This is a genomic window from Pseudomonas sp. TMB3-21 (assembly GCF_054898145.1).
The window spans coordinates 3,143,901-3,164,348 of the sequence record NZ_CM142718.1 but is presented as its reverse complement, the minus strand read 5'-3'; the positions used below and the strand labels follow the sequence as shown (position 1 = coordinate 3,164,348).

Sequence of the window (20,448 nt, the reverse complement as noted above, 5' to 3'; positions counted from 1 at the left end):
CTTATAAATGCAGTTCTTGTTAGATACAGCGCTAGCAGCGCTTGAAGATTCTTAACGAAGCGCTTTCCAGGCCGCCACGTAGGCTTCGGCATTGGTCGCCACTTGCTCAGGCGTCATGCCGGGTTTGAACAGGCCGGATCCAAGGCCAAAGCCTTTGACGCCCGCGTCGATGAACACCTGCATGTTGTCCGGGGTGATGCCGCCGACCGGCGCCAGAATCGTTCCGGCCGGCAGTACCGCGAGCCAGGCTTTGACGACGGCCGGGCTCATCTGCTCGGCAGGAAACAGCTTCAGGATGTCCGCGCCTTCGGCCAACGCGGCGAAGGCTTCGGTCGGCGTCGCGACACCTGGCGACAGGTAGAGCCCTGCCGCTTTCGCTGCGCGTAAAACCTTGGCATCGCTGTGGGGCATGACGATCACCTGGCCCCCCGCTGCTTTCACTTGCTCGACGTGTTCCGGGGTCAGGACCGTGCCCGCGCCGATCAGGCAATCGGCAGGCAACGTACTGCGCAGGATGCGGATACTTTCGTACGGCTCAGGGGAATTGAGCGGCACCTCGATGACGCGAAATCCGGCGGCATACAGGACTTCTCCGATAGCCGCGGCTTCTTGTGGCCGCAGGCCGCGCAGGATCGCGATCAGACCGTTTTGCGCCAGTGCTTGTTTAAGCATGTCAGACCTCCATTCAGGTTTAACGGGATGGATGTGCTGCGACCAGTCCGGCGGCCAGCGCCAACTGCCACAACCCGCGTTCGGTGGCTTGCTCGGCCAGCGTCACGCGAGCGAAACCGCAGGCGTCGAGCGCCCGGCTGTAACGACTGCACAATTGGGCGTTGCCGATCAGAATGATCGAAGGCAAGTGCGCGGTATTACGGCGCCGACGCTGAACGTTGGCCAACGCCGCCAGCTCATGACCGATCAGCACGCCGGACAGGTAATCCGGTTGCGCACCAGCACTGAGTTCACCGGTCAAACCAAGGCTGCGAGCGCTGAACACCGTCGATAGCGGACCGATCTCACCGTCCGCCGACAAGGCTGTTTGCACACCGCGATCGAATACGTCGCCGTCGAAAGAAGCACCACGCTGCTGAGTGCGACCGAGGATGCTGTGTTCGCTGAGGACGGCGAAGATTTCGCCGGTCATGAAGGTATCGAAATGCACGATGCGGCCATCAATCACTTCGACCCATTTCGAATGACTGCCTGGCAGGCCGATCAACAGATCGGCGCCCGCCTCGGCCGGCAAATTCTGCAGAACTCCGAGCACCTGAGTCTCTTCGCCGCGCATCACATTCGGCAGCGTCGAACGCTGAATCACACCCGGCACGATGTGCACATCGACACCGCGCAGACTGCGAACTGTTTGTAGGGAGTTTCCGAGATTGGCGACGTTCGCCGGCGTGTCGCAGTAGGCGGCTTCGCGCCAGCCTTGAGCGCTGCCGACCATGCCGCAGGCAATCACCGGCAGCTCCGGCTGCGCGTCGAGCCAGTCACCGCACGCTTCATCGAACGCCAGTTCAAAACCGTCAGCGCACAGCTGACCGTTGATGACTCGCGCCGTCTTCGGCAGCTGCATGATCCCCGAGGACAGCGAACGCTGTTCGAGCACCTGGCCACCCTCGGCGAGTTTGTAAGCACGTAATGAGGTCGTCCCCCAATCGAGCGCGATCAATTGCGCCAGCATCGTTCACCTGTTTTGTTTTTTGGACAGTGAGTGAGCTGGACTATAAACCTGGGAGGTACAAAATCTCAATATGTAATTTGTCGTCTCATAATATGGGATAAATTCAATACATGGCTACCTAGTGCTTATCCGGGTTGCAAGTCTTTAATGAAGATGACGCGCAGTCCTCCATTCGGGCGGGCTCCTACCCCATAGCTATTACTGTCTTGATCCGCTAACCGGGCTCAGGTCCATGACCTCTGATGATGGTGTACGCCGCCCGGAGCGGGCGTTTGCTCCAGCCCTGAACCAGGCCCCTATGGGAACGGGCACTGCACAAAACCGATATCCGAACCCGGAGTGTGAACGCGTGGTTATTTTTCGATTGCGCGCACTAAATCGCCAGTGGGAACACGCATAACGTTCGAAAAATAGGTCTTGTAGGTAGTGGAGTGAGACCGAAACACGCAGGAAATATACTTATCACTAGCGATCCAATGCTTCAGCGCCTCGCCTTCAGGAAAAATCTCCGCACCTTTTTCTCCAGTTGATTCCCTGAAAATGACACGAGCCTGATATTTTTTTTCAGAAGCATCTTCAATGCGCTCGACGAAACCATACCCAGAGCGCTTTATTTGGTGGGCTACCGAAAAGTCGAGATCTTTTCCTACAGAGCAGATCAACCCCTGCCCGATGTGCGACTTGAATAACTCCAGAATTTCTACATCCGAAGTAAAACGAACTTGATATATGCCTGTACCCTCCAACTCCGCAATATCAGAATACGTCAATGTTGCAATTGGTTTGCCATGATTCAAAGAACAGGAAGCACACAGCACGATTAACCCAAATAAAGAAAATCGCAACATCAAGCATTACCCCTAAACAAATTCAATATAGATTCATTCAAAATCTGGCGAGCTGTTTTTCCATTATTTAAAGGTCGAAGATACATGATATTAGCATCCGCATGATTCACATCTACTCGCCCCATTACATTGGGCCCCGTGGTGATTTCCCACTGCTCACCAAATTCCGCAACACCATCCGATGCATTGGGTTTTAGTGGCGCGGCGCGGATATTTACCCAGTACTGTGCCTTCGGCTTAGGTTGCAATCTGTATATATTTGAAATCCCCCAAACGATCGCGCCTTCGCCAACGGGATCAATGGTCAACAGCATCCGTACGGTATAACCTTTATCCGTTAAAACAGCCGAGAGATGAGCGCCATTCCAAGCCCCAAGGCTATGTCCGATAATGTATACCGCTGTTGAACAGCCTGGTATCTTCCTTAGCACTTTTCGTTCAAGTCTTTTTCGCTGACAAAGTCATTATAGCTAAGGGGCCACGACTCAAACTTACCCACTGGAAACTTCAAAGCTCTCGCATCATCCATGAAAATCTGACGAATATCATCGACGTTATTATTAGGACCACTAAAGTAATAGCTTTGCTGATCCCCCGCACCACCAATAAAAAAGACTACAAAATCTCGAAGAGCAATTGCCACTTGTTTATTAGACTGATCCGTCTTGCACGTGAGTGTGTGGGTCCTCGCTTCTCTCTTGGTATGAGGAGTTTCAGTCGGCGCACTGACTTCGGTCATTTCCATCACTCCACAAACAATTTGATGGTTTCAGCCAGGTGCGAACTGACCGTATGCGTAAATCCAAACGCATCGGTTACACCGTGTTCCTCACTGCCATCACCTCGTATAATGGTGTAGGCGTGATAAGGTACAGGGTCTCCAGTCGCCTCATTCGTCACTTGCAATCTGTCGGTAAAATGCACCGGCATCGGCAACAGCCCACTAAACGTTGCCCCTCCACCACTCTGCCCAATAATAACCGTCCCCGACCCACCGACCACGACATTGCCGTGCCCTCCGGTGCTATCAAGCATCGCGGCATTCAGGCCGTTGATAAATACGGTGCCGGAGACGGCGCCCGTGATAGGGCTGCCGCAGGCCGATGTATCGGTCATGCGGGCGGCGGCGAGGCCGTCGAAGAAGACGTCGGGCGAGCCAGAGACAATCGGGTTAGTGCCATGGCCTGGCAATGGGCATGCTGTCGGGTCAGTGACGCGGGCGGCGGGTTTTCCACTCAATTTAAAGCTCCTTGCTGCAGAGGTTCCGGGTGGGGCAGGCAGATGTCGATGTCGGTCGCGCATAAGCGCCAGCGGTTGTCGACGGGGTCGAACAGCGCATGGCGATGCTCGCGACTGTTTCCTTGCGGGGTGGATTGCAGTTGTCCCCAGGCTTGGTCGGCATGCCAGGCCAATTCCGCGGGCGGGACATCGTCGAGTTGGTTGAGCCAAGTGTTGTAGCTGATCAACTGATGACGCTCGTAGGCGGTTTGCAACAGGTCGGCCATCTGCAGGCCGAGATCCAGATGATGCTCAGACGACCAATGACCGATCTGGGAGTAGACGTACCAGCCCATGGGCGACAGCGCACCTTTGTGCATTAACGATTGACCGGCCGGGGCGACAAAGCCGCAGCACACGTGCAACGCCAGCCAGTCTTGATGCGCTGCCAGAAACGGATTCGGATCGAAGGTGCGCAGGGGTATCACGCGGTAGGCCTCAAACCCGGCGCCGCGCGCCATCAACTCGGCGTCCAGCCGCGAAACAAAAGCGCGAATGGCTTTGCCGCCCATGCGGTTGTGATGCAGAGAATGTCTACCGCCTGGCGGTGCGGGTTGTCGCTCGAGCCTAGGTTTTTTACCAGCCCGTAGAGACGCATTGTCGCCCGTAATCCGCTCATCGCCGATCAATCGGTAACGGGGCGAAGGCTCCACGGGCAAGGAGAATTTTTGCCAGAGGCATTGCAGGTGTCATCCATGAGCGCGCGAAAAGTGCGCGCCTATAGTGCCGAGCCAGCGCCTTGCCGACAATCAAATAAACATTTGCTTGCCATAATTCATCATTGGCCCTGGGCGAACTCGCGCAAAACCTTGCCATCCATCCGATACCGCACCCACTCTTCCTGCGGGCGTGCGCCGATGGATTCGTAGAAGTCGATCGCCGGTTTGTTCCAGTCCAGCACGCTCCATTCGAAACGGCCGCAGTCGTTGGCGCAGGCGATTTTTGCCAAGTGGCGCAACAGGGTCTTGCCTGCACCGCCTCCGCGTTGTTCGGGGGTGATGTAAAGGTCTTCGAGGTACAGGCAATTGCTGCCGAGCCAGGTGGAATAACTGAAGAAGAATACGGCGAAGCCGATGGGCTGGCCGTCGCGCAGGCAGATCAGACCGTGGGCGGTGGCGCCTTCGCTGAAGAGGCTGCGCTCGATGTCGGCGACGCTGGCGATGACTTCGTGACGGGCACGTTCGTAGTCGGCCAGTTCGGTAATGAACCCGAGGATCTGCGGCGCATCGCTGGGAGTCGCCGGGCGGATTTCGATGGTCATGGACGTGCCTTGTTCGATAAGTTGAAAACGCCATACTAAGTCGGCACGCGCCACTCGTCACACTGGAAATTCACAGCCGGTCCCAAGGAGCATGTGTAGCAGCTGGTGGAGTATCTGCAGCTGGCGAAGCCTGCGTTCGGCTGCGCAGCAGTCGTCAAAACCTGCAGACACGGTTTACCTGTAACACCACAGCACCTGATTTCACGACTGCTGCGCAGCCGGACGCAGGCTTCGCCAGCTGCTACAGGGTAGTGTCGCTCACAACAAATTTTCACTGAACAGGAAGTCTATGAACATTGATGCCTTTGCACCGTTGCAGATGCTGGCAGGAGAACTGCTACCTCACGCGCTGGAACCCTCGGAGGACGGCGCCCACGATCTGTCTCACCTGCAACGGGTGTGGCACAACGTGCGCAGGCTTCATGCTGAAGAAGGTGGGGATCTTGAAATCTTGCTGGCGGCGGTGCTTTTGCATGATTGCGTCGCGGTGGAAAAGAATTCGCCGTTGCGTTCACAGGCTTCACGCCTGGCCGCCGAGAAGGCGTCGGCCGTGTTGGCCGACCTGGATTGGTCTGGCGAAAAAATCAGCGCTGTCGCCCACGCCATTCACGCACACAGCTTTTCCGCCGACATCGCCCCCCTCACCCTGGAAGCGAAGATCATGCAGGACGCCGACCGCCTCGACTCCCTCGGCATGCTCGGCGTGGCCCGCACCTTTTACATCGCCGGACGCATGGGCAGCGCGTTGTACGACCCGCAGGACCCAGAAGCAAAAGCGCGTGATTACGATGACAAACGTTTTTGCCTCGATCACTTCCAGACCAAGTTGCTGCACCTGGCGGACGGTTTCCAGACGACCACCGGCCAGCGCCTCGCGCGCATCCGACATGAGCGTTTGAAGGGTTTCTTGGAGCTGTTCAAAGAAGAAATCGGCCTCCCCTGAGCGCATTACTCCGCCCCGCGCTTACCCTGGCATCGATAACCTCGCAACTAACAATGTCGATGCGCGTGATAGACAGAGGAATAGCACCGTTACCGGGTCAAGGAACTGCCTCATGTCTACCGCTACGTCCCACGTCTCAAGCAGGCTGTTCAGCCTGTTTTGTCTCGCCAGTTATTTGCTGTCGTTGTCCTACGGCTCGACGTTTTTGTTGTCTCTGTTGATCGGTTCACGGGGCGGCAACGAACACGATGCCGGCAGTGTGATTTCGGCGGCGATGCTCAGTACGTTTGCGGCGGTGATTGTCTCCGGTCACCTGTCGGATCTGCTCGGCGCGGCGCGTTCGATTGCGCTATTTGGCATGCTGTTGGTGGCAGCCAGTCTGGGCTTCGCGATGACGCCTGGATTCGGCAATCTGTTGCTGTTTTTCGGACTGTTGCTGGGACTGGGCTGGGGCGTGTTTTACACCTTGGGCCCGATTATCGTCGCGAGCCTGGTAACGCCCGCCCAACGCGCAAAGTACTTCGCGCTGCTGTCGGGCAGCATGATGACCGGGATCGGCAGCGGTCCGTTGTTGGGCCGCGCGGCGGCTGCGCTGGGCTATCCGATAACTGCAGCGTTTTACCTTGCGGCGTTGGCCAGTCTGATCGGCGTGTTGCTGTTCTGGCGGCTCGATGCTCAGTTGAAAAAAGCGCCCTCGCCGGCGCCCGCTGTTGCGCGCATTTCCTGGGGCGCCACCGCTCGGGTGCTGTCGTCCAAAGCGCTGTTTCCGATCATCATGGTCGGCCTCGGCGGGTGCGTATTTGGGGGCCTGTCGAGCTTTCAAACCAGTTACGCAGCGTCTCGCTCGCTGGACTACTCCTTGTTCTTTTTCGGCTTCATGGGCGCGGCGATCAGCAGTCGAATGTTGATCGCCGGATACGTGGTCAAGCGCGATCCGCTAAGCGCGTCCTGCCTGCTGTCGGGGTTGATGATGGGCTCGATCGTGCTGTTCGGTTTCGTAGTCGACAGCGGATTCACCTACGTACTGGCAGCGATGATGCTCGGGGTCGGTTACGGGCTGACGTACTCGGTGATCAATGGCCTGGCGGCGAACGAAGCGCCACATGGTGTTACGTCGCAATCGTTGTTGCTGTTCAGCCTGTCGTACTTCATCGGCGTGTTCGGCTTCCCGTTGCTGGCCGGGAAGATCATCGTCGAACACGGCATGACGACACTTATGCTCACAGTTCTGGCAGTAGCCCTGTTGAACTGGCTGATCACCGTGGCACGCCTGATCTGGCGCCGGGTTGTGAGCGCCAGATCGCTCCATCAGGCATGAACCGTTCGTCGCTCTTGAGGCACCAATTCCGATCAGAGCCGACCAACGTCAGGTAAGGACTTTTAATAAATGGAGACGACCATGATCTTGTCCAGGCTGACCGCTCTTACGTTCGCTACCCTTCTGTCCTCTGCCGCATTCGCTGCCAACACTGCTTCCGGCACCGGCCCGACCAACCCGACTGGCGGCACCGGCTCTTCCGCTACTCAAAGCACTCCCGGCATGAACACCAACGGCACCGGCGTCGACAGCGGCCTGCCGCCGTCCACCGGCACCGACCCGCGCACGCAAGGCAGTGACCCTGGACGTCAGGGCGGTTTAAACACGCCGGACGCGACTCCCGACAATGCCGGCCCCGGCATCGGCTCGAAGACCACCACTGGTGGTTCGGGTTCAGAAGGTGGCGGTGCCAGCCAATAATCGCCCACGCGAGTACACGCACGACCTATCCACAGCCATGAGAGGTAACCATGAACGTTGATAACGACCTGCAAAAAGAAGTTCTAACCCGCTTGCTGCACGCTCACCCGAGCGGCCTGGGCAAGGAGGTTCTGGACAATTACCGGGGTGAGAAAGTCGTGGCGAGTACCCTCGCCCAGCTTCAAGACCAAGGCTTGATTCAACATGGCCACGTGACCTGCAACGAGGCAGGCGAGCATTCGCTGAATATGCCGATCAAGCTCAGTGCCGCTGGCGTTGAAGCAGCGCGCAAGCTGGACGCTAATAAATAGCACCTGACGGGTCGCAGCCGCCCGTGGCTGCGACCGCTTGAGTGGCCACTTATTCTCGTTGAATCTTCTGGCCTCTTCGCGAGCAAGCCCGCTCTCACAGATGATCGAGTACTTCAATTTCACCTCGATCGACTGTAGGAGCAGGCTTGCCAGCGATGGCAATCCATCAAGCGCCGGACGCTTGTTCGACCAACACGTCAACTTCAGCAGCCACGGGCGAAGTCGCCGGCCCCCATCGGGTCACCGCCAACGCAGCAGCGGCATTCGCTCGCCGTGCTGCCTCAAGCACCGGCAATCCGTGCGCCAAACCTGCGACAAACACCCCCGCATGCGCATCGCCCGCGCCGTTGCTGTCCACTGCTGCCACCTTAAAGCCCGGCACATGCGTGTGCGCTCCCTGATGACTGACCCAACATCCGTTTGCTCCATCGCGAACGACGAGCAGAACATCGTCCGGCAAATGCTCAATCAACCGCTCCAGCGCCCCGGCAATCTGCGAAGCGCCGGTAAACCGCAACGCCTCGACGCTGTTGCTGGTCCACACATCAATGCGCCCAAGCAACTTCTGCATCAACGGCGCTTCCGGCGAATCCACCAGCGGGCCTGGGTCAAACACCACGTTGATTCCCGTCGGCAACGCCAACACCCAGTCCACCAGTGCGTTAGCCTTGCCAGCATGCAAAAGGCTGTAGCCGCTGACGTAGACATAGTCGCCCGCCTCCGCCGGCACACTGGCCAGGTCGTCAGCGGTCAACTCGCCTTCGGCGCCGATGTAGGAAATGAAACTGCGCTCGGCCGACGCCTCAGTCACCGCGACGCACAGCCCAGTGTCCTGCTCGGCGCTATGAGCAATGCCGATCTGGATACCTTCAGCGTTCATGGCTTCGCGCGCGAGGTCACCAAAACGACCGCTGCCATGCCGGCCCAGATAGACCACCGGCAAGCCATTACGCCGGGCCGCGGCCATTACATTAAAGCCGCCGCCCGCCTCGAAACTGGCCGACTGCGCTAACACATCGCCGCCGGATTGCGGCAGCTTGGCCACCGCCATGACCAGGTCGATCATGACCTGGCCGGTGTGCAACATCTTAGGCATGAGCATTCTCGACCGAGGCGGCACGACGATCTCTCGCCCCGCCCAACACATAATAAATTCCACCCGCCACCAGGAACGTCACGATCCAGCCCAGGCCGTTATGGCCCAGCCAGGAATCGGAAAGAAACCCGCGAAACCAGACGTTCTGCTCGGTAGTGCCGATGGTGGTGAAACTGAAACCCAGCACGATCGCCACTGCCCACGCGCCGAATGCACGCCATTCGACACCGCCGCGATACCAGTAGGCGCTGCTCGGGCTGACGTCCAGCAAGTCGGTCGGGCTGTAGTAATGACGGTGAATCAGGTCGACAACAAAGATCCCGACCCACGCGGTAATTGGCACCGCCAGCAAGGAAATGAAGGTGATGAAAGGACCGTAAAAACTGTCGGCGATCAGCATGAAGTAGATCGAACCGGCGAAGATCGCGACGATGTCGACCACCACCGCGTAGACGCGTTTGACCTTAAGGCCGAGGGTCAACGTGGTCAGGCCGGCAGAGTACACCGAGAGGTTATTCGACAGCAGCAAACCGCCAAACGCGGTGATCAGGTACGGGACGGCCATCCAGGTCGGCAGCATGTCGCGGATCGCGATGATCGGGTCGGTGGCCGAGGCCAGGTCTTCATTGCCCACAGACAACAAGCCGCCGAGGGTGATCAACAGCACCAACGGAATACCCGCACCAAACGCGGCCGATGCGACCAGGCGCACGGCTTTGACGCTGCGGTGCTGATAGCGCGACATGTCGGCACCGGCATTGGCCCAACCGATCCCGGTGCCGGCCGCCATGGTTCCGACGCCGATGATCATTGCGCTCAGCGGCGCCGGGGTGGCGTTAAACACGGCGCTCCAGTCGATGGTGGCGCAGAGAAAACCGCCGACCAGGATGTTCAAGGCGCCGAACACATAGGTCGCCCACTTCTGAATCACCAGCAACGTCGCATGACCGAGCCCGGAAACCGACAAGGTCAGCAGCACGAAGATCGCGATGAAGATCAACGTCAGCACCGGCGCACTTTTGGCCTCGACCGGCGAGCCGAACAGTATCGAGCACAGCGACAGCAACACGAACGCAGCAGTAGTGGTGTTGACGGTTTCCCAACCCAGCCGCGACATCAGCGATACCAGGGTCGGCCCGATATTGCCACGAACGCCGAAGATGGCCCGCGACAAGGTCAGGCTCGGCGCGCGGCCGCGCCGGCCGGCAATCGAGATAATGCCCACCACCGCGAACGACCCGGCGGCGCCGAGGATCGCGACGATGATCGCTTGCCAGATCGCCAGGCCACGAAACGCCACCAGCGTGGCGCCCAGTGGCAGGCCGAGGATGGAAATGTTGGCGGCGAACCAGACCCAGAACAGCTGCAGCGGATGCCCGTTACATTCGGCTTCCGGCACCGGCTCGATGCCACGGGTTTCCAGCTGCCCGGCAAATTGTCCGGTGGTTGATGAACTCATGAAAAATGCTCCTGTTGCCTTTTTTGTGGTTGTGGGCAATGGCGGAAGTCGACAGAACATACCGGCGATCCTGGCCGTGGTTGCGCGATCCGTTGCGGTTTATAAAAGTGAGTCGGCGGTGCGCCCTTCGTCGGAACGCCGCCCGGAGCAAGCCCGCTCCCACAGGTCCGCGCACACCCCCTGTGGGAGCGGGCTTGCTCGCGAAGCGGTCAGCCCAGTCAACGTAAGGCCAAAAGCCTCAGCACCAACGGCTCCAACTCCAGCGAGTTAACCGCTTTGACCTTGTCGATCATCTCGACCGGCCAACTCTCAAGACCCAGACACGCCCCAAGCATCGCGCCGAGAATCGCGGCGATGGTATCGGTGTCGCCACCGAGGCTGGCCGCCGTGCACAGCGCTTCGAAGGCGTTCATCTCGCCAACCGCTACTTGCTGAGCCAGGGCAAACGAGACCACGACCGATTCCTGTGAAGCCACCGACGTGCCGACAACGTCGTACAGCAGATCCGCGAGCAACACCTTGTCACTGTCGACGCTGATGGTCCGCGCCCAACTGATACGCGAAGCAATCCGCCCTCCCGCAACCCAATGACCATGGCCCTCCGCATGTTGAGCGATATGCTGGCCCAGGTTCAACGCTTCGCCCAGATCCATGCCATTGATGCCGGCCGACACCACCGCCGCCACCGCTGCGGCACTGGAAATCCCCAGCGTGGTGTTGTGCGTGACCTGGCAGGCCTGGACCACGGCGCTGATAAACCGCTGCGAGTCGGCGACATCTGCCGCGATGCCCACCGGCGTAATGCGCATCGCTGCGCCATTAGTGGTGCCGTAGCGCCCTGCCTCTTCCGGCGAATGGCCGGCGAGGATCATCTCGATCGCGCGCTTGGTCGATGGCCCGAGCAAATCCTGCGAACCCTTTGCCTGCATCGTCGCTTCCCACTCGATCAGGCGCTGAGCGAGCAGCGCAGGTTCGATCTGGCCCGCGCCATCGATCAACAACTGGCCGACCAGAATCGCCTGTTCGGTGTCGTCGGTAACCGAGCCGGCCGGCATGTTCGCGGCGATTGGCTGATCGGGGCCGGCGTCCTGCAGATCGCTGATCTCGCCGAAACGCGCCTTGATATCGGCGCGGCTCATCGATTGCGTCGGCATGCCCAGTGCATCACCGAGGGCCAGGCCGTAAAAAGCGCCCAGGGCACGATTGAGCGCGGTCATTGTGGTGTTCCAAATTGCAGGTGAAGGCGAAAATGCACCGGGTCGAGCAGGCTTTCAACCTGTTCCATGAAGCGGTTTTGTCGGTCGTAAGTCGTGCGCAGAGCTTTGAGGAACACCGTGCCGACCGGGCGACCGAGCAGCTCGGCGTCTTCGGCGCTCAAGGGTTCTGCGCCGATCCATTGATCGCCACGTTCGCCGATGTAGCCGTAGGCGGCCAGGGTGATGGTCAGGGAATTGTCGATAAGGCCAACGCGCGGCAGGCTTTCCAGGCCACCGGTGGCGGGCATCAGTGACCGCTCGAGGGAAACCAGCGTGCCGTCGTTGGATCGACGTCGACGATCAAGGGTAATGAATTGATCGGTGCCGAACCGCGACAACAGGTCGGGACGGCTGACCGCTTCCAGCCGCAGCACTTCGGTGTTGATCAGCGCGCCGCTATCAGCGAGTGCCTGCGCCCACCCGCTGCGCTGATCGAGCACCACGCCGTCAAAAGTGACAATGGAGCCGACCCCGCTTTGCGTCGCGATGTAGTTGCGCCGCTTCAGCTCGGCCAGTGCTTCACGGAGCGTGCCGCGGCTGACTTTGAATTCTTGAGCCAACTGATGCTCGCCGGGCAGCAGGAAACCGTCCTCCATGAGGCCGCTTTCAATGCGCCGGATGAGCTCGTCGACCACCCGTTGTTTCTTGTCGAATCGTACCTGTCTAATCATGTACAAAGTGAAGCTGAAATATGCGGGGCGGGCAAGAAATATTTCAGGGAGGTGACGGGAGGAAGTGGGAGTTCGCGGGTGTGTGGTGAATCAGTTAAGCCGCCTTCGCGGGCAAGTCGGAACGCCGCCCGCGATGGCTTCAGCACAGTCAGCAACAATCTCAGCGTTGCTTGAGGCGGTCGATGACAACAGCCAGAAGCAATATCGATCCACGAATCACATACTGATAAAACGTATCGATATTCTTCAGATTCATCGCATTCTCGATGATCGCCAGAATCAGCACCCCGGCAATCACATGCCGAATCATGCCGATCCCGCCGCTCAACGACACCCCGCCGAGCACGCACGCCGAGATCACCGTCAGCTCGAAACCCTGGCCGATCATCGGCTGACCCGAAGTCATGCGCGAGGCCAGAATCACCCCTGCCAGCGCACCGATCACGCCATGCACGGCGAAGATGATAATCTTGGTCCGGTCAACGTTCACCCCGGCCAGCAGCGCCGCTTCCTGGTTGCCACCGATGGCCATGGTGTTGCGCCCGTAGGTGGTGTAGTTCAACAGCCAGCCGAAAAACAGAAAGCACACGATGGTAATCAGGATCGGCACCGGCACGCCAAACAGCTGGCCATTGCCGAACACGAAGAACGACTCCTGCGACACGCCCACCGCTTTGCCGTTGGCAAAAATGTAGGCCAGACCGCGCACGATTTGCATGGTTGCCAGCGTGGTAATCAGCGCATTAACCCGCAGCTTGGCGATCACGATACCGTTGATCAGCCCGACAATCAGGCCCATCACCAGCGCCGCGCCGACACCCAGCAGCACGCTGTCGGTGTCACGCATCACCACAGCGGCGACCACGCCGGCGCAGGCAATCACCGAACCCACCGACAAGTCGAAGTGCCCGGACGCCAGGCAATACAACATGGTGCACGCGGCAATCCCGGTGGTCGAAATCGCCAGGCCGAGTCCGCGCATGTTCAACGGTGAAAGAAAGTTGTCGATCAGTAACGTGCACAGCACGAAGATCCCGACCGCCGCCAGCAGCATCACCCAGTCATCGAGGAAGCGCCGTAAATCAAGCGGTTTGCGCGCAGTGGGCAGAGCATTGTTTTGGGTTGTCATTATTGTTACCTCTCAGTTCGCCACGCCGTCAGCGCGGTGGCGCGGCAAAGCCAGTTGCAGCAGGTTGGATTCGTTAGCCTCGTCACGGGACAGTTCGCCGCGCATCGCACCCTCGCAGAGCACCAGAATGCGATCGGAAATACCCATCACTTCCATCAAGTCACTCGACACCACAATGACGGCGATGCCGCTTTCGGCCAGGTTGTGGATGATCTGGTAGATCTCGGCTTTGGCGCCGATGTCGATGCCGCGCGTAGGCTCGTCGAGCAGCAGCACTTTCATCGGCATCGACAGCCAGCGGCCGAGAATGGCCTTCTGCTGATTGCCGCCGGACAGGTACATGATTTTCTGCGCGGCGTTCGGCGTCTTCACCTTCAACGCTTTGATCTGCTTGTCGGCGTTGTCCTTTTCCCACAGGCCACGCAGCAGGCAACCGAAGGTCGAATGGGCGCCCCGTGCGCTGATGTTGATGTTCTCGGCGACGCTGGAGAGCGGCATGATGCCCTCCTTCTTGCGGTCCTCGGGACACAGCAGAATGCCGGCGGCGATGGCGTCGCGCGGTGAACGTAATTTGAGTTCACGACCGCGCAATTCCAGACGCCCGGCGCTGTTGCGCTCCAGACCGCTGAGCATGCGGAACAGCTCGGTGCGACCGGCGCCGACCAGGCCGAACAGCCCGAGAATTTCACCTTTGTGCGCTTCGAAACTGACCGGCTCGCGCAAGCCCGGCCCGAGCAAACCGTCGACCTTCAGCGCCACTGCGCCACGCTTGCGCGGGCGGTAATCGTAGATGTCCTGAATGTCGCGACCGACCATGCACGTAACCAGTTGATCGTGGGTCAGTTCGCTCATGTCCTCGAACGTACGCACGTAACGACCGTCCTTGAACACCGTCACCGCGTTGCAGATGCGGAACACTTCTTCCATGCGATGGGAGACGTAGAGCACCACTTTGCCCTCATCGCGCAGACGCCCGATGATCGCCATCAAACGATCAATCTCCCGCGCCGAGAGGCTGCTGGTGGGTTCATCGAAGGCAATAACGTGCGCGCCCCGGGACAACGCCTTGGCGATTTCCACCAGTTGCCGCTGACCAAGGGACAGCCGCCCTACTTTCTCCTGCGGGTCGATTTCATCGGCCAGGCCCTTGAGACAGGCCAGCGCTTGCTGGCGCAATGCGCCGCGATTGATCAGGCCGAAACTGGCCGGCAGATGCCCGAGGAAAAGGTTTTCCGCCACGGTCATTTCCGGTACCAGGTGCAGTTCCTGATGGATGACCGCGACGCCACTGCCAATGCTGTCGGCCGTGGATTTGAACACCATGGTCTGCTCGCCGATCTGCAGATCGCCGCTACTCGGCGTATAAGCGCCGCCGAGAATTTTCAGCAGCGTTGATTTGCCGGCACCGTTCTCGCCCATCAAGGCATGAACCTGTCCCGGATGGGCGACGAAGCTGATGCCATCCAGCGCTTTGACGCCGGGGAAGGTTTTACCGATCCCGTTGAAGCGCAAGCTGCCTTCGGCGCTGTGCTGTTGTGTTTTTAGTTGCGCGTGCATAACCCACCTCTTCACACAGATCAGGCAACCCCCTCGCCGGGGGCTGCCGGTGAAATCAACCGGTCCTCAGTTCCACAGGCCGATTTTTTCCAGTTCCTGCTTGAAGTTCTCGCGGGTGATCAGCGTCACGTCGTCCATGGCCGTGTATTTCGGCGGTTCTTTGCCGGTGGTGACCCACTCGTACATCATCTCGGCAGTTTTGTAGCCTTCGATGTGCGGGCTTGGCAGCATCGAGCCGAAGAAGCCGCTGTTGGGTTTTTTCAGTTCGCCGATCGCGTCGGTACCGTTGATGCCGATGCCGATCACATTGGCCGCGGCAAAACCGGCGCTCTCGGTAGCCCGCACGCCGCCCAGCACGGTGTTGTCGTTCATGCCGCCGATGATCAGGTTTTTCGCCGCGCCTGGCAGTTTGACCAGCGCCGAGTTGGTGGCGTCCATACTGCCCGGCACATCAAGGGTTTTCAGCGCCGAGAACAGAATGTGATCCTTTGGCATCCCGGCTTCTTCCAGAGCCTTGACCGAGCCGTCCGTACGTTTTTTACCGGTATCGAGTTCGTTGTAGGTGTTGATCACCGCGTAGGTGTCTTTCCACTCCCAGCCGCGTTTTTTCGCTTCAGTCGCCATGGCGGCGCCCTGCTTCTGACCGACTTCGAACGCGGCCATGCCCAAGTACGGAACGTCCTCCATGAACTTGCCGCTGGCGTCGACAAAGCGGTCATCGACAGCGATGACTTTCAGGCCATTGAGTTTGGCCTTCGCCATGATCGCCGGGCCGAGGGACACGTCCGGCGGGCAGATCACGAAGCCCTTGGCGCCGTTGGCCGCGAGGCTATCGATGGCCGACAGGGTTTTCTCGCCATCCGGCACGGCGATTTTGATCACGGTAAAGCCCTTGTCCTTGCCGGCCTTTTCCGCGAATGCCCATTCAGTCTGGAACCAAGGCTCTTCAGCCTGCTTGACCAGAAAACCGATCTTCACTTCCTCGGCCGCCAGCAGCGTGCTGCTCAAGCTGACCGCAGTGACCGCCAAAGCGGCACAGCACAGGGAACGGATCCCACGACGACGATTCATAAGCTGACTCCTTGTTATTTTTTTTGAGCGTTTATTGTTGGATATAGTGTTTGAAAATCAGTGCAACCCTGCAACATGAAGCGAATAGTCATATCGTATGATGATTGGATTTCAGGCGTAATCCTCCCGTGAAATCCTGTTCGCTCAGTCGTGATACATGACCGAGCGACCACCATCGACAGTGATGCATGAAGCATTGATGAACGGCGCTTCGTCACTGGCAAGGAACACCGCGGTCATGGCCACTTCCATCGGCTGCCCGATGCGCCGTGGTGGATGCAGGTCGAAGGCACGCTGGCGTTCGGCATGCGGATCGGCAAAACCGTTCCAGTAATCGACGTTCAGTTGAGTTTCGATGTAGCCCGGCGCGATGGCATTGACGCGAATGCCCTTCGGCGCATATTCGATGCCGAGCGCACGGGTCAGGCCGAGCAGGCCGTGCTTGGCCACCGGGTACGGAAAGCAGCCCGGGATGATGTGCGAAGAATGGGTCGAGGCGATGTTGATGATACTGCCACCACCCTGCTCGATCATCTGCGGCAGCACCGCTTTGCAGCCATACCAGGCGCCGTCGAGGTCGATGGCAAAACAGCGGCGCCAGTCTTCCTCGGTCATTTCCAGCGGATCGCGGAACACGTTGACCCCGGCGCAATTGACCAGCACGTCGATCCGGCCATATCGATCGAGCGCCAGGCCGGCCATGGCGTGCAGGTCTTGCTGGCTGGAAACGTCAGCCTTGACCGCATGAACGTTGAAGCCTCTGTCACGCCAGCGCTGCGCAAGGCGCTCGACCTTCTCGCCCTGGATATCGCTGATGATCAGTTTCGCTTGTTGATAAACGCACGCCGCGACAATCGCTTCACCGATACCTTGAGCGGCACCGGTAATCAGCACGACTTTATTTTCCAGGCGCTTGCCCTGCGGTGGCTCGGCCACTGGCGGCAGCGAAAGACGCTCAGCCATGGCTCAGCATTCCTTTCAGGCACGACAAAAACCGGGCATCTGTCGATGTCCGGCCGGATAGCTGTATGAAAAATCGCTGCATCACTTCACCTGTTTTGTTTTTTTAAGTGTGAGTGCGTGTAACTGATGACGCCGACTATAAACCCGACCGCCAAATAATCTCAATATATAATTTTACATCCCATATTTTGGGATTCACCCTGCAAATCGATGACAGATTTTTCCTGCAACGTCGACGCGCATGGACAACAGCGCGCCGTCCAGTGGGTGATCAAGCGGGCTGGCGGCGCAGGTGATGTACAAAGTTTTCAAGTCATCGCCGCCGAAAACGCAACTGGTTGGGCGGCTGACGGGCAGTTCGATCACTCGATCGACGGCGCCATCCGGGGTCAGCCTGAGCAGGCAACTGCCGTCCCAGCGTGCATTCCAGATATAACCCTCAGCATCCATCGCCGACCCATCGGGCCCGCCACGCTCGTGCGGGCCGAACCAGACCTGGGCGGCGTCGAGGCTGCCGTCGGCGTTAATGAAATGCCGGTAGAGTGTCTTGTCCATGCTGTCGGCGAAATGCAGCGCAGTGCCGTCTTCGCTCCAGAGCAACGTGTTTGGGATGCCCAGGCCACGCAGCAGAGGCGTGACCCGGCCATCATGATCGATGCGGAACAGACCACCTGAACGCTGCACGATCGGCAGGTCTTCGCGATTTTCGCCGATGTTGTTTTGCATGGTGCCGAGCCACAGCCGGCCCAGTGCATCGCAGCGGGCTTCGTTGGGGCGGTTCGCGGGGTTCGGATCCGCTACGCAAAGCAGCGTCAGGCGCGGTTCCAGGCCCGGCGAATCAAGATCAAGGCGATAGACGCCACTGCTCAGTGTCACCAGCGCATCGCCGCTGTCGCAGGGAATGAACGCTGAAACATGCTCCGGCATCTGCCAGATTTGCACGTTGGCGCCGGTGAGTCGCAACGCCTGCTTGCCGGCGATATCGACCCAGTAGAGGGCTTGCGTCGGCGCGTCCCAAAAGGGGCCCTCGCCAAGGTGCGCTCGGTGCTGGGTCACTGCGGTCCACTCCATGAAACCTCCTGCGTTGTTCTGGATTCCAGGTTGTCAGCCGGCCTTTTTATCGGCCATGACTTTCGGGTAGTAACGTTTGATGGCCAGGTCCGCATTGTCGATCAGCGTCATGCACGCCCACACACCGCGCGCCGCATCCCGCGCAGCAATGGCGTCGGCCATGTCCTTGTGGATCGGCAGCGTGCGCCGCAGTTCATCCGGATCAGCCGCAGAGACTTCAAACGACACCGCCAGCAACGCGCCCAGGGCCGGGACCATTTGTTCGATGAATTGATTGTGGCTGGCGGCGAGGATGCACTCGTGGAAAAACTGGTCGGCGCGGTTGTAATCGGCGCCGCTTTCCACGGCACGCTCCAGCGCGTTATACGCCTGCAGCACCGCTTGCACTTGCTCGACCGTTGCGCGTTCGCAGGCCCAGCGCACGGCCATGGGCTCGATGGTGCGGCGCAGATCGAGCAGATCGTCGACGAAATTTTCAGGCAAACCGCTGCGAGACAGCCAGCCAACAACTTGCGGATCAAACAGGTTCCAGCGTCGAACCGGTAGCACCCGCGTGCCGACTTTCGGCCCGACTTCGAGCATGCCTTTGGCAACCAGGGTTTTGATAGCTTCTCGGATGACCGTGCGACTGACACCCAGCTGCTCACCCAGCGCGGCTTCAACCTTGATGGTTTCACCGGGCTTTACCTGGCCTGCTGCAATCCAGCAACCCAGCCAGTCGACCGTCGATGCATGAAAACTGCTGGACATGGGCACCTCGATAACAGAACGGCACAAAGCCGCTCGCGATGGGTGTCCACGCTAATCATCATATGATTGGGTGTCAATTGGATTTTTTTTGCAGGTTGCGCTTACCAATGTGGGAGCGGGCTTGCTCCCACAGGGTTATGCGTTAAGGCTCGAGTCCGATCGGGAAGAATTCCCCGCCGCTCCATACGCCCAGCCAGCGCTGCCCGTCGATCTCACGGCTCACCGCGATTTCCACCAATTGGTAAAACACGTTGCGATGGATGAGGGCTTCGAGATTGGTGCGGATATGCACATAAGGCGCTGGCTCTTGTGTGACGGGGTCAGTCACCACGCGGATCGGGTGTTCGACGCCGGCATCGGCGGTTTCGTCCACATTGGTGGTGAACCGCAGAATCTGATTTTCGCCCTCGCCTTCAACCTCGACGGCAATCGCCACAAACGGCGCGTCGTCGACCTTGATGCCGACCTTCTCGACGGGCGTGATCAGGAAATAATCATCACCGTCGCGGCGGATGATCGTGGAGAACAATTTGACCATCGGCTTGCGCCCGATTGGCGTACCCAGGTAATACCAGGTGCCGTCGCGGGCGATGCGCATGTCGATGTCGCCGCAGAAATCAGGATTCCATAAGTGCACCGGCGGCAAGCCTTTGGTTTTGGGGATTTGCCCCAACAGATCGTTGGCTTTTAGCTGATCACTCATGGCGGACTCCTTTGATTTATCGGTCGCTGATCCCCAGCAGACTGCGCGCATATTGCTCCAGCGGCGGGCCCATCAGGTCTTCAGGCTTCTCATCGTGGAACGTCAGTAAACCGCCACGACTCTTGATCCGTGCAGTATCAATCAAATACTGGGTGCTGGTCTCGATCAACATGATTTGAATCACGCCGGTGTCGACGCCCAGCCGGTCCACGTATTCCTGATCCAGCCATTCATCCGTGTTACCGATCCGGTCATCCGACTTGGCAAAGCGCGTATAGAGCAAGTAATGCGCACCGAGGGCACGGGCTTCGCCCATGGCCTGGTCGAGACCTTCCGGAGCGCGAGCACGGCGCACCATCGGGAAATATTCGATGAAACCATTGAAGGCGACTTCGGCGATGACGTTAGGTCGCGGATAAGGACTGCCCGGTGGCGCGAAAGCGCCTTGGGCGATGTAAACGAACGAATCCGGCTGAATGCGCAAGTTGTTCACGCGACGGCTGTCGCTGTGATCGAGCAAGCCGGCATCGCTCATGTGATAGCGAGTCCCCTCGGCCATGTCGCTGACATTCATGCAGCCGCCAAGCGCCAAAACGGCCAGCAGCAAAACCAGGCTACGCATCCTACCCTCCAGAGGCCGGTGACGGAAAACCGGCGAA

General features: G+C 59.0%; 24 protein-coding genes. 4 read left to right on the top strand and 20 right to left on the bottom strand.

The features are described from left to right. Nucleotides 1–51: 51 nt before the first annotated feature. The 8 genes from ACYZTS_RS14635 to ACYZTS_RS14600 form a co-directional block, all read right to left on the bottom strand. Nucleotides 52–672 carry a 2-dehydro-3-deoxy-6-phosphogalactonate aldolase gene (locus ACYZTS_RS14635; RefSeq protein WP_028620621.1) on the bottom strand — a complete coding sequence of 207 codons (621 nt, stop codon included), beginning with the start codon at nt 670–672 and terminating at the stop codon, nt 52–54. A gap of 19 nt (nt 673–691) precedes the next feature. Continuing rightward, the gene (locus ACYZTS_RS14630) at nt 692–1,684 is read right to left on the bottom strand and encodes a 2-dehydro-3-deoxygalactonokinase (protein ID WP_461990064.1); all 993 of its coding nucleotides are present in this window, start codon (nt 1,682–1,684) and stop codon (nt 692–694) included. 353 nt (nt 1,685–2,037) lie between these two features. Then, nucleotides 2,038–2,532 (bottom strand): hypothetical protein, encoded by a 495-nt coding sequence (locus ACYZTS_RS14625; protein WP_461990063.1) that lies wholly within the window; start codon nt 2,530–2,532, stop codon nt 2,038–2,040. Continuing rightward, on the bottom strand, nt 2,532–2,846 hold the full coding sequence (locus tag ACYZTS_RS14620; protein ID WP_461990061.1) for a hypothetical protein: 315 nt from the start codon (nt 2,844–2,846) through the stop codon (nt 2,532–2,534). Before ACYZTS_RS14620 ends, ACYZTS_RS14625 begins: the two co-directional genes overlap by 1 nt. Before the next feature lie 110 nt (nt 2,847–2,956). Beyond that, nucleotides 2,957–3,271, bottom strand: coding sequence for a hypothetical protein (locus ACYZTS_RS14615; RefSeq protein ID WP_461990059.1), 315 nt, complete (start codon nt 3,269–3,271; stop codon nt 2,957–2,959). A 5-nt stretch (nt 3,272–3,276) separates the two neighbouring features. Then, nucleotides 3,277–3,771: a PAAR domain-containing protein gene (locus ACYZTS_RS14610; protein ID WP_028620617.1), complete on the bottom strand. Its 495-nt coding sequence runs from the start codon at nt 3,769–3,771 to the stop codon at nt 3,277–3,279. Beyond that, a complete protein-coding gene (locus ACYZTS_RS14605; RefSeq protein ID WP_461990057.1) occupies nt 3,768–4,322 on the bottom strand; it encodes a hypothetical protein in 555 nt (184 codons plus the stop codon). Before ACYZTS_RS14605 ends, ACYZTS_RS14610 begins: the two co-directional genes overlap by 4 nt. A 266-nt stretch (nt 4,323–4,588) precedes the next feature. After that, nucleotides 4,589–5,071, bottom strand: a complete 483-nt coding sequence (locus ACYZTS_RS14600) for a GNAT family N-acetyltransferase (protein ID WP_028620615.1) — start codon at nt 5,069–5,071, stop codon at nt 4,589–4,591. A gap of 289 nt (nt 5,072–5,360) precedes the next feature. On the opposite strand from ACYZTS_RS14600, the gene ACYZTS_RS14595 reads away from it, so the two are divergent. The 4 genes from ACYZTS_RS14595 to ACYZTS_RS14580 all read left to right on the top strand — a co-directional run bounded on the left by ACYZTS_RS14595 (nt 5,361) and on the right by ACYZTS_RS14580 (nt 8,063). Beyond that, complete coding sequence (locus tag ACYZTS_RS14595) at nt 5,361–6,014, top strand: HD domain-containing protein (protein WP_461990055.1); 654 nt, start codon at nt 5,361–5,363, stop codon at nt 6,012–6,014. 112 nt (nt 6,015–6,126) lie between these two features. Next, nucleotides 6,127–7,332, top strand: a complete 1,206-nt coding sequence (locus tag ACYZTS_RS14590; protein WP_461990053.1) for an MFS transporter — start codon at nt 6,127–6,129, stop codon at nt 7,330–7,332. 81 nt (nt 7,333–7,413) lie between these two features. After that, nucleotides 7,414–7,752: a hypothetical protein gene (locus ACYZTS_RS14585; RefSeq protein WP_028624681.1), complete on the top strand. Its 339-nt coding sequence runs from the start codon at nt 7,414–7,416 to the stop codon at nt 7,750–7,752. A 50-nt stretch (nt 7,753–7,802) separates the two neighbouring features. After that, the gene (locus tag ACYZTS_RS14580; protein ID WP_028624682.1) at nt 7,803–8,063 is read left to right on the top strand and encodes a hypothetical protein; all 261 of its coding nucleotides are present in this window, start codon (nt 7,803–7,805) and stop codon (nt 8,061–8,063) included. Nucleotides 8,064–8,229: 166 nt separating this feature from the next. Here ACYZTS_RS14580 and ACYZTS_RS14575 read toward each other — a convergent pair whose 3' ends face one another. The 12 genes from ACYZTS_RS14575 to ACYZTS_RS14520 all read right to left on the bottom strand — a co-directional run bounded on the left by ACYZTS_RS14575 (nt 8,230) and on the right by ACYZTS_RS14520 (nt 20,411). After that, nucleotides 8,230–9,159 carry a PfkB family carbohydrate kinase gene (locus ACYZTS_RS14575; RefSeq protein ID WP_461990051.1) on the bottom strand — a complete coding sequence of 310 codons (930 nt, stop codon included), beginning with the start codon at nt 9,157–9,159 and terminating at the stop codon, nt 8,230–8,232. Beyond that, complete coding sequence (locus ACYZTS_RS14570) at nt 9,152–10,618, bottom strand: purine-cytosine permease family protein (RefSeq protein WP_461990049.1); 1,467 nt, start codon at nt 10,616–10,618, stop codon at nt 9,152–9,154. Before ACYZTS_RS14570 ends, ACYZTS_RS14575 begins: the two co-directional genes overlap by 8 nt. Before the next feature lie 218 nt (nt 10,619–10,836). After that, complete coding sequence (locus tag ACYZTS_RS14565) at nt 10,837–11,835, bottom strand: ADP-ribosylglycohydrolase family protein (protein WP_461990047.1); 999 nt, start codon at nt 11,833–11,835, stop codon at nt 10,837–10,839. Next, nucleotides 11,832–12,545: a GntR family transcriptional regulator gene (locus ACYZTS_RS14560; RefSeq protein WP_028624686.1), complete on the bottom strand. Its 714-nt coding sequence runs from the start codon at nt 12,543–12,545 to the stop codon at nt 11,832–11,834. Before ACYZTS_RS14560 ends, ACYZTS_RS14565 begins: the two co-directional genes overlap by 4 nt. 160 nt (nt 12,546–12,705) lie before the next feature. Beyond that, entirely contained in the window at nt 12,706–13,674 is a 969-nt protein-coding gene (gene araH / locus ACYZTS_RS14555) for an L-arabinose ABC transporter permease AraH (protein ID WP_461990045.1), read from the bottom strand. Nucleotides 13,675–13,686: 12 nt separating this feature from the next. Beyond that, a complete protein-coding gene (gene araG / locus ACYZTS_RS14550; protein ID WP_461990043.1) occupies nt 13,687–15,231 on the bottom strand; it encodes an L-arabinose ABC transporter ATP-binding protein AraG in 1,545 nt (514 codons plus the stop codon). A 66-nt stretch (nt 15,232–15,297) separates the two neighbouring features. After that, nucleotides 15,298–16,302: a substrate-binding domain-containing protein gene (locus tag ACYZTS_RS14545; protein ID WP_028624689.1), complete on the bottom strand. Its 1,005-nt coding sequence runs from the start codon at nt 16,300–16,302 to the stop codon at nt 15,298–15,300. Between the two features lie 144 nt (nt 16,303–16,446). Beyond that, nucleotides 16,447–17,265, bottom strand: coding sequence for an SDR family oxidoreductase (locus ACYZTS_RS14540; RefSeq protein WP_028624690.1), 819 nt, complete (start codon nt 17,263–17,265; stop codon nt 16,447–16,449). 195 nt (nt 17,266–17,460) lie between these two features. Further along, nucleotides 17,461–18,336, bottom strand: coding sequence for an SMP-30/gluconolactonase/LRE family protein (locus ACYZTS_RS14535; RefSeq protein WP_028624691.1), 876 nt, complete (start codon nt 18,334–18,336; stop codon nt 17,461–17,463). A gap of 33 nt (nt 18,337–18,369) precedes the next feature. Further along, nucleotides 18,370–19,086, bottom strand: a complete 717-nt coding sequence (locus ACYZTS_RS14530; protein ID WP_028624692.1) for a FadR/GntR family transcriptional regulator — start codon at nt 19,084–19,086, stop codon at nt 18,370–18,372. A 142-nt stretch (nt 19,087–19,228) separates the two neighbouring features. Further along, nucleotides 19,229–19,789 carry a DUF1285 domain-containing protein gene (locus ACYZTS_RS14525; protein WP_461990040.1) on the bottom strand — a complete coding sequence of 187 codons (561 nt, stop codon included), beginning with the start codon at nt 19,787–19,789 and terminating at the stop codon, nt 19,229–19,231. Between the two features lie 16 nt (nt 19,790–19,805). Then, a complete protein-coding gene (locus tag ACYZTS_RS14520; protein WP_461990039.1) occupies nt 19,806–20,411 on the bottom strand; it encodes a DUF4823 domain-containing protein in 606 nt (201 codons plus the stop codon). Between the last annotated feature and the right edge of the window lie 37 nt (nt 20,412–20,448).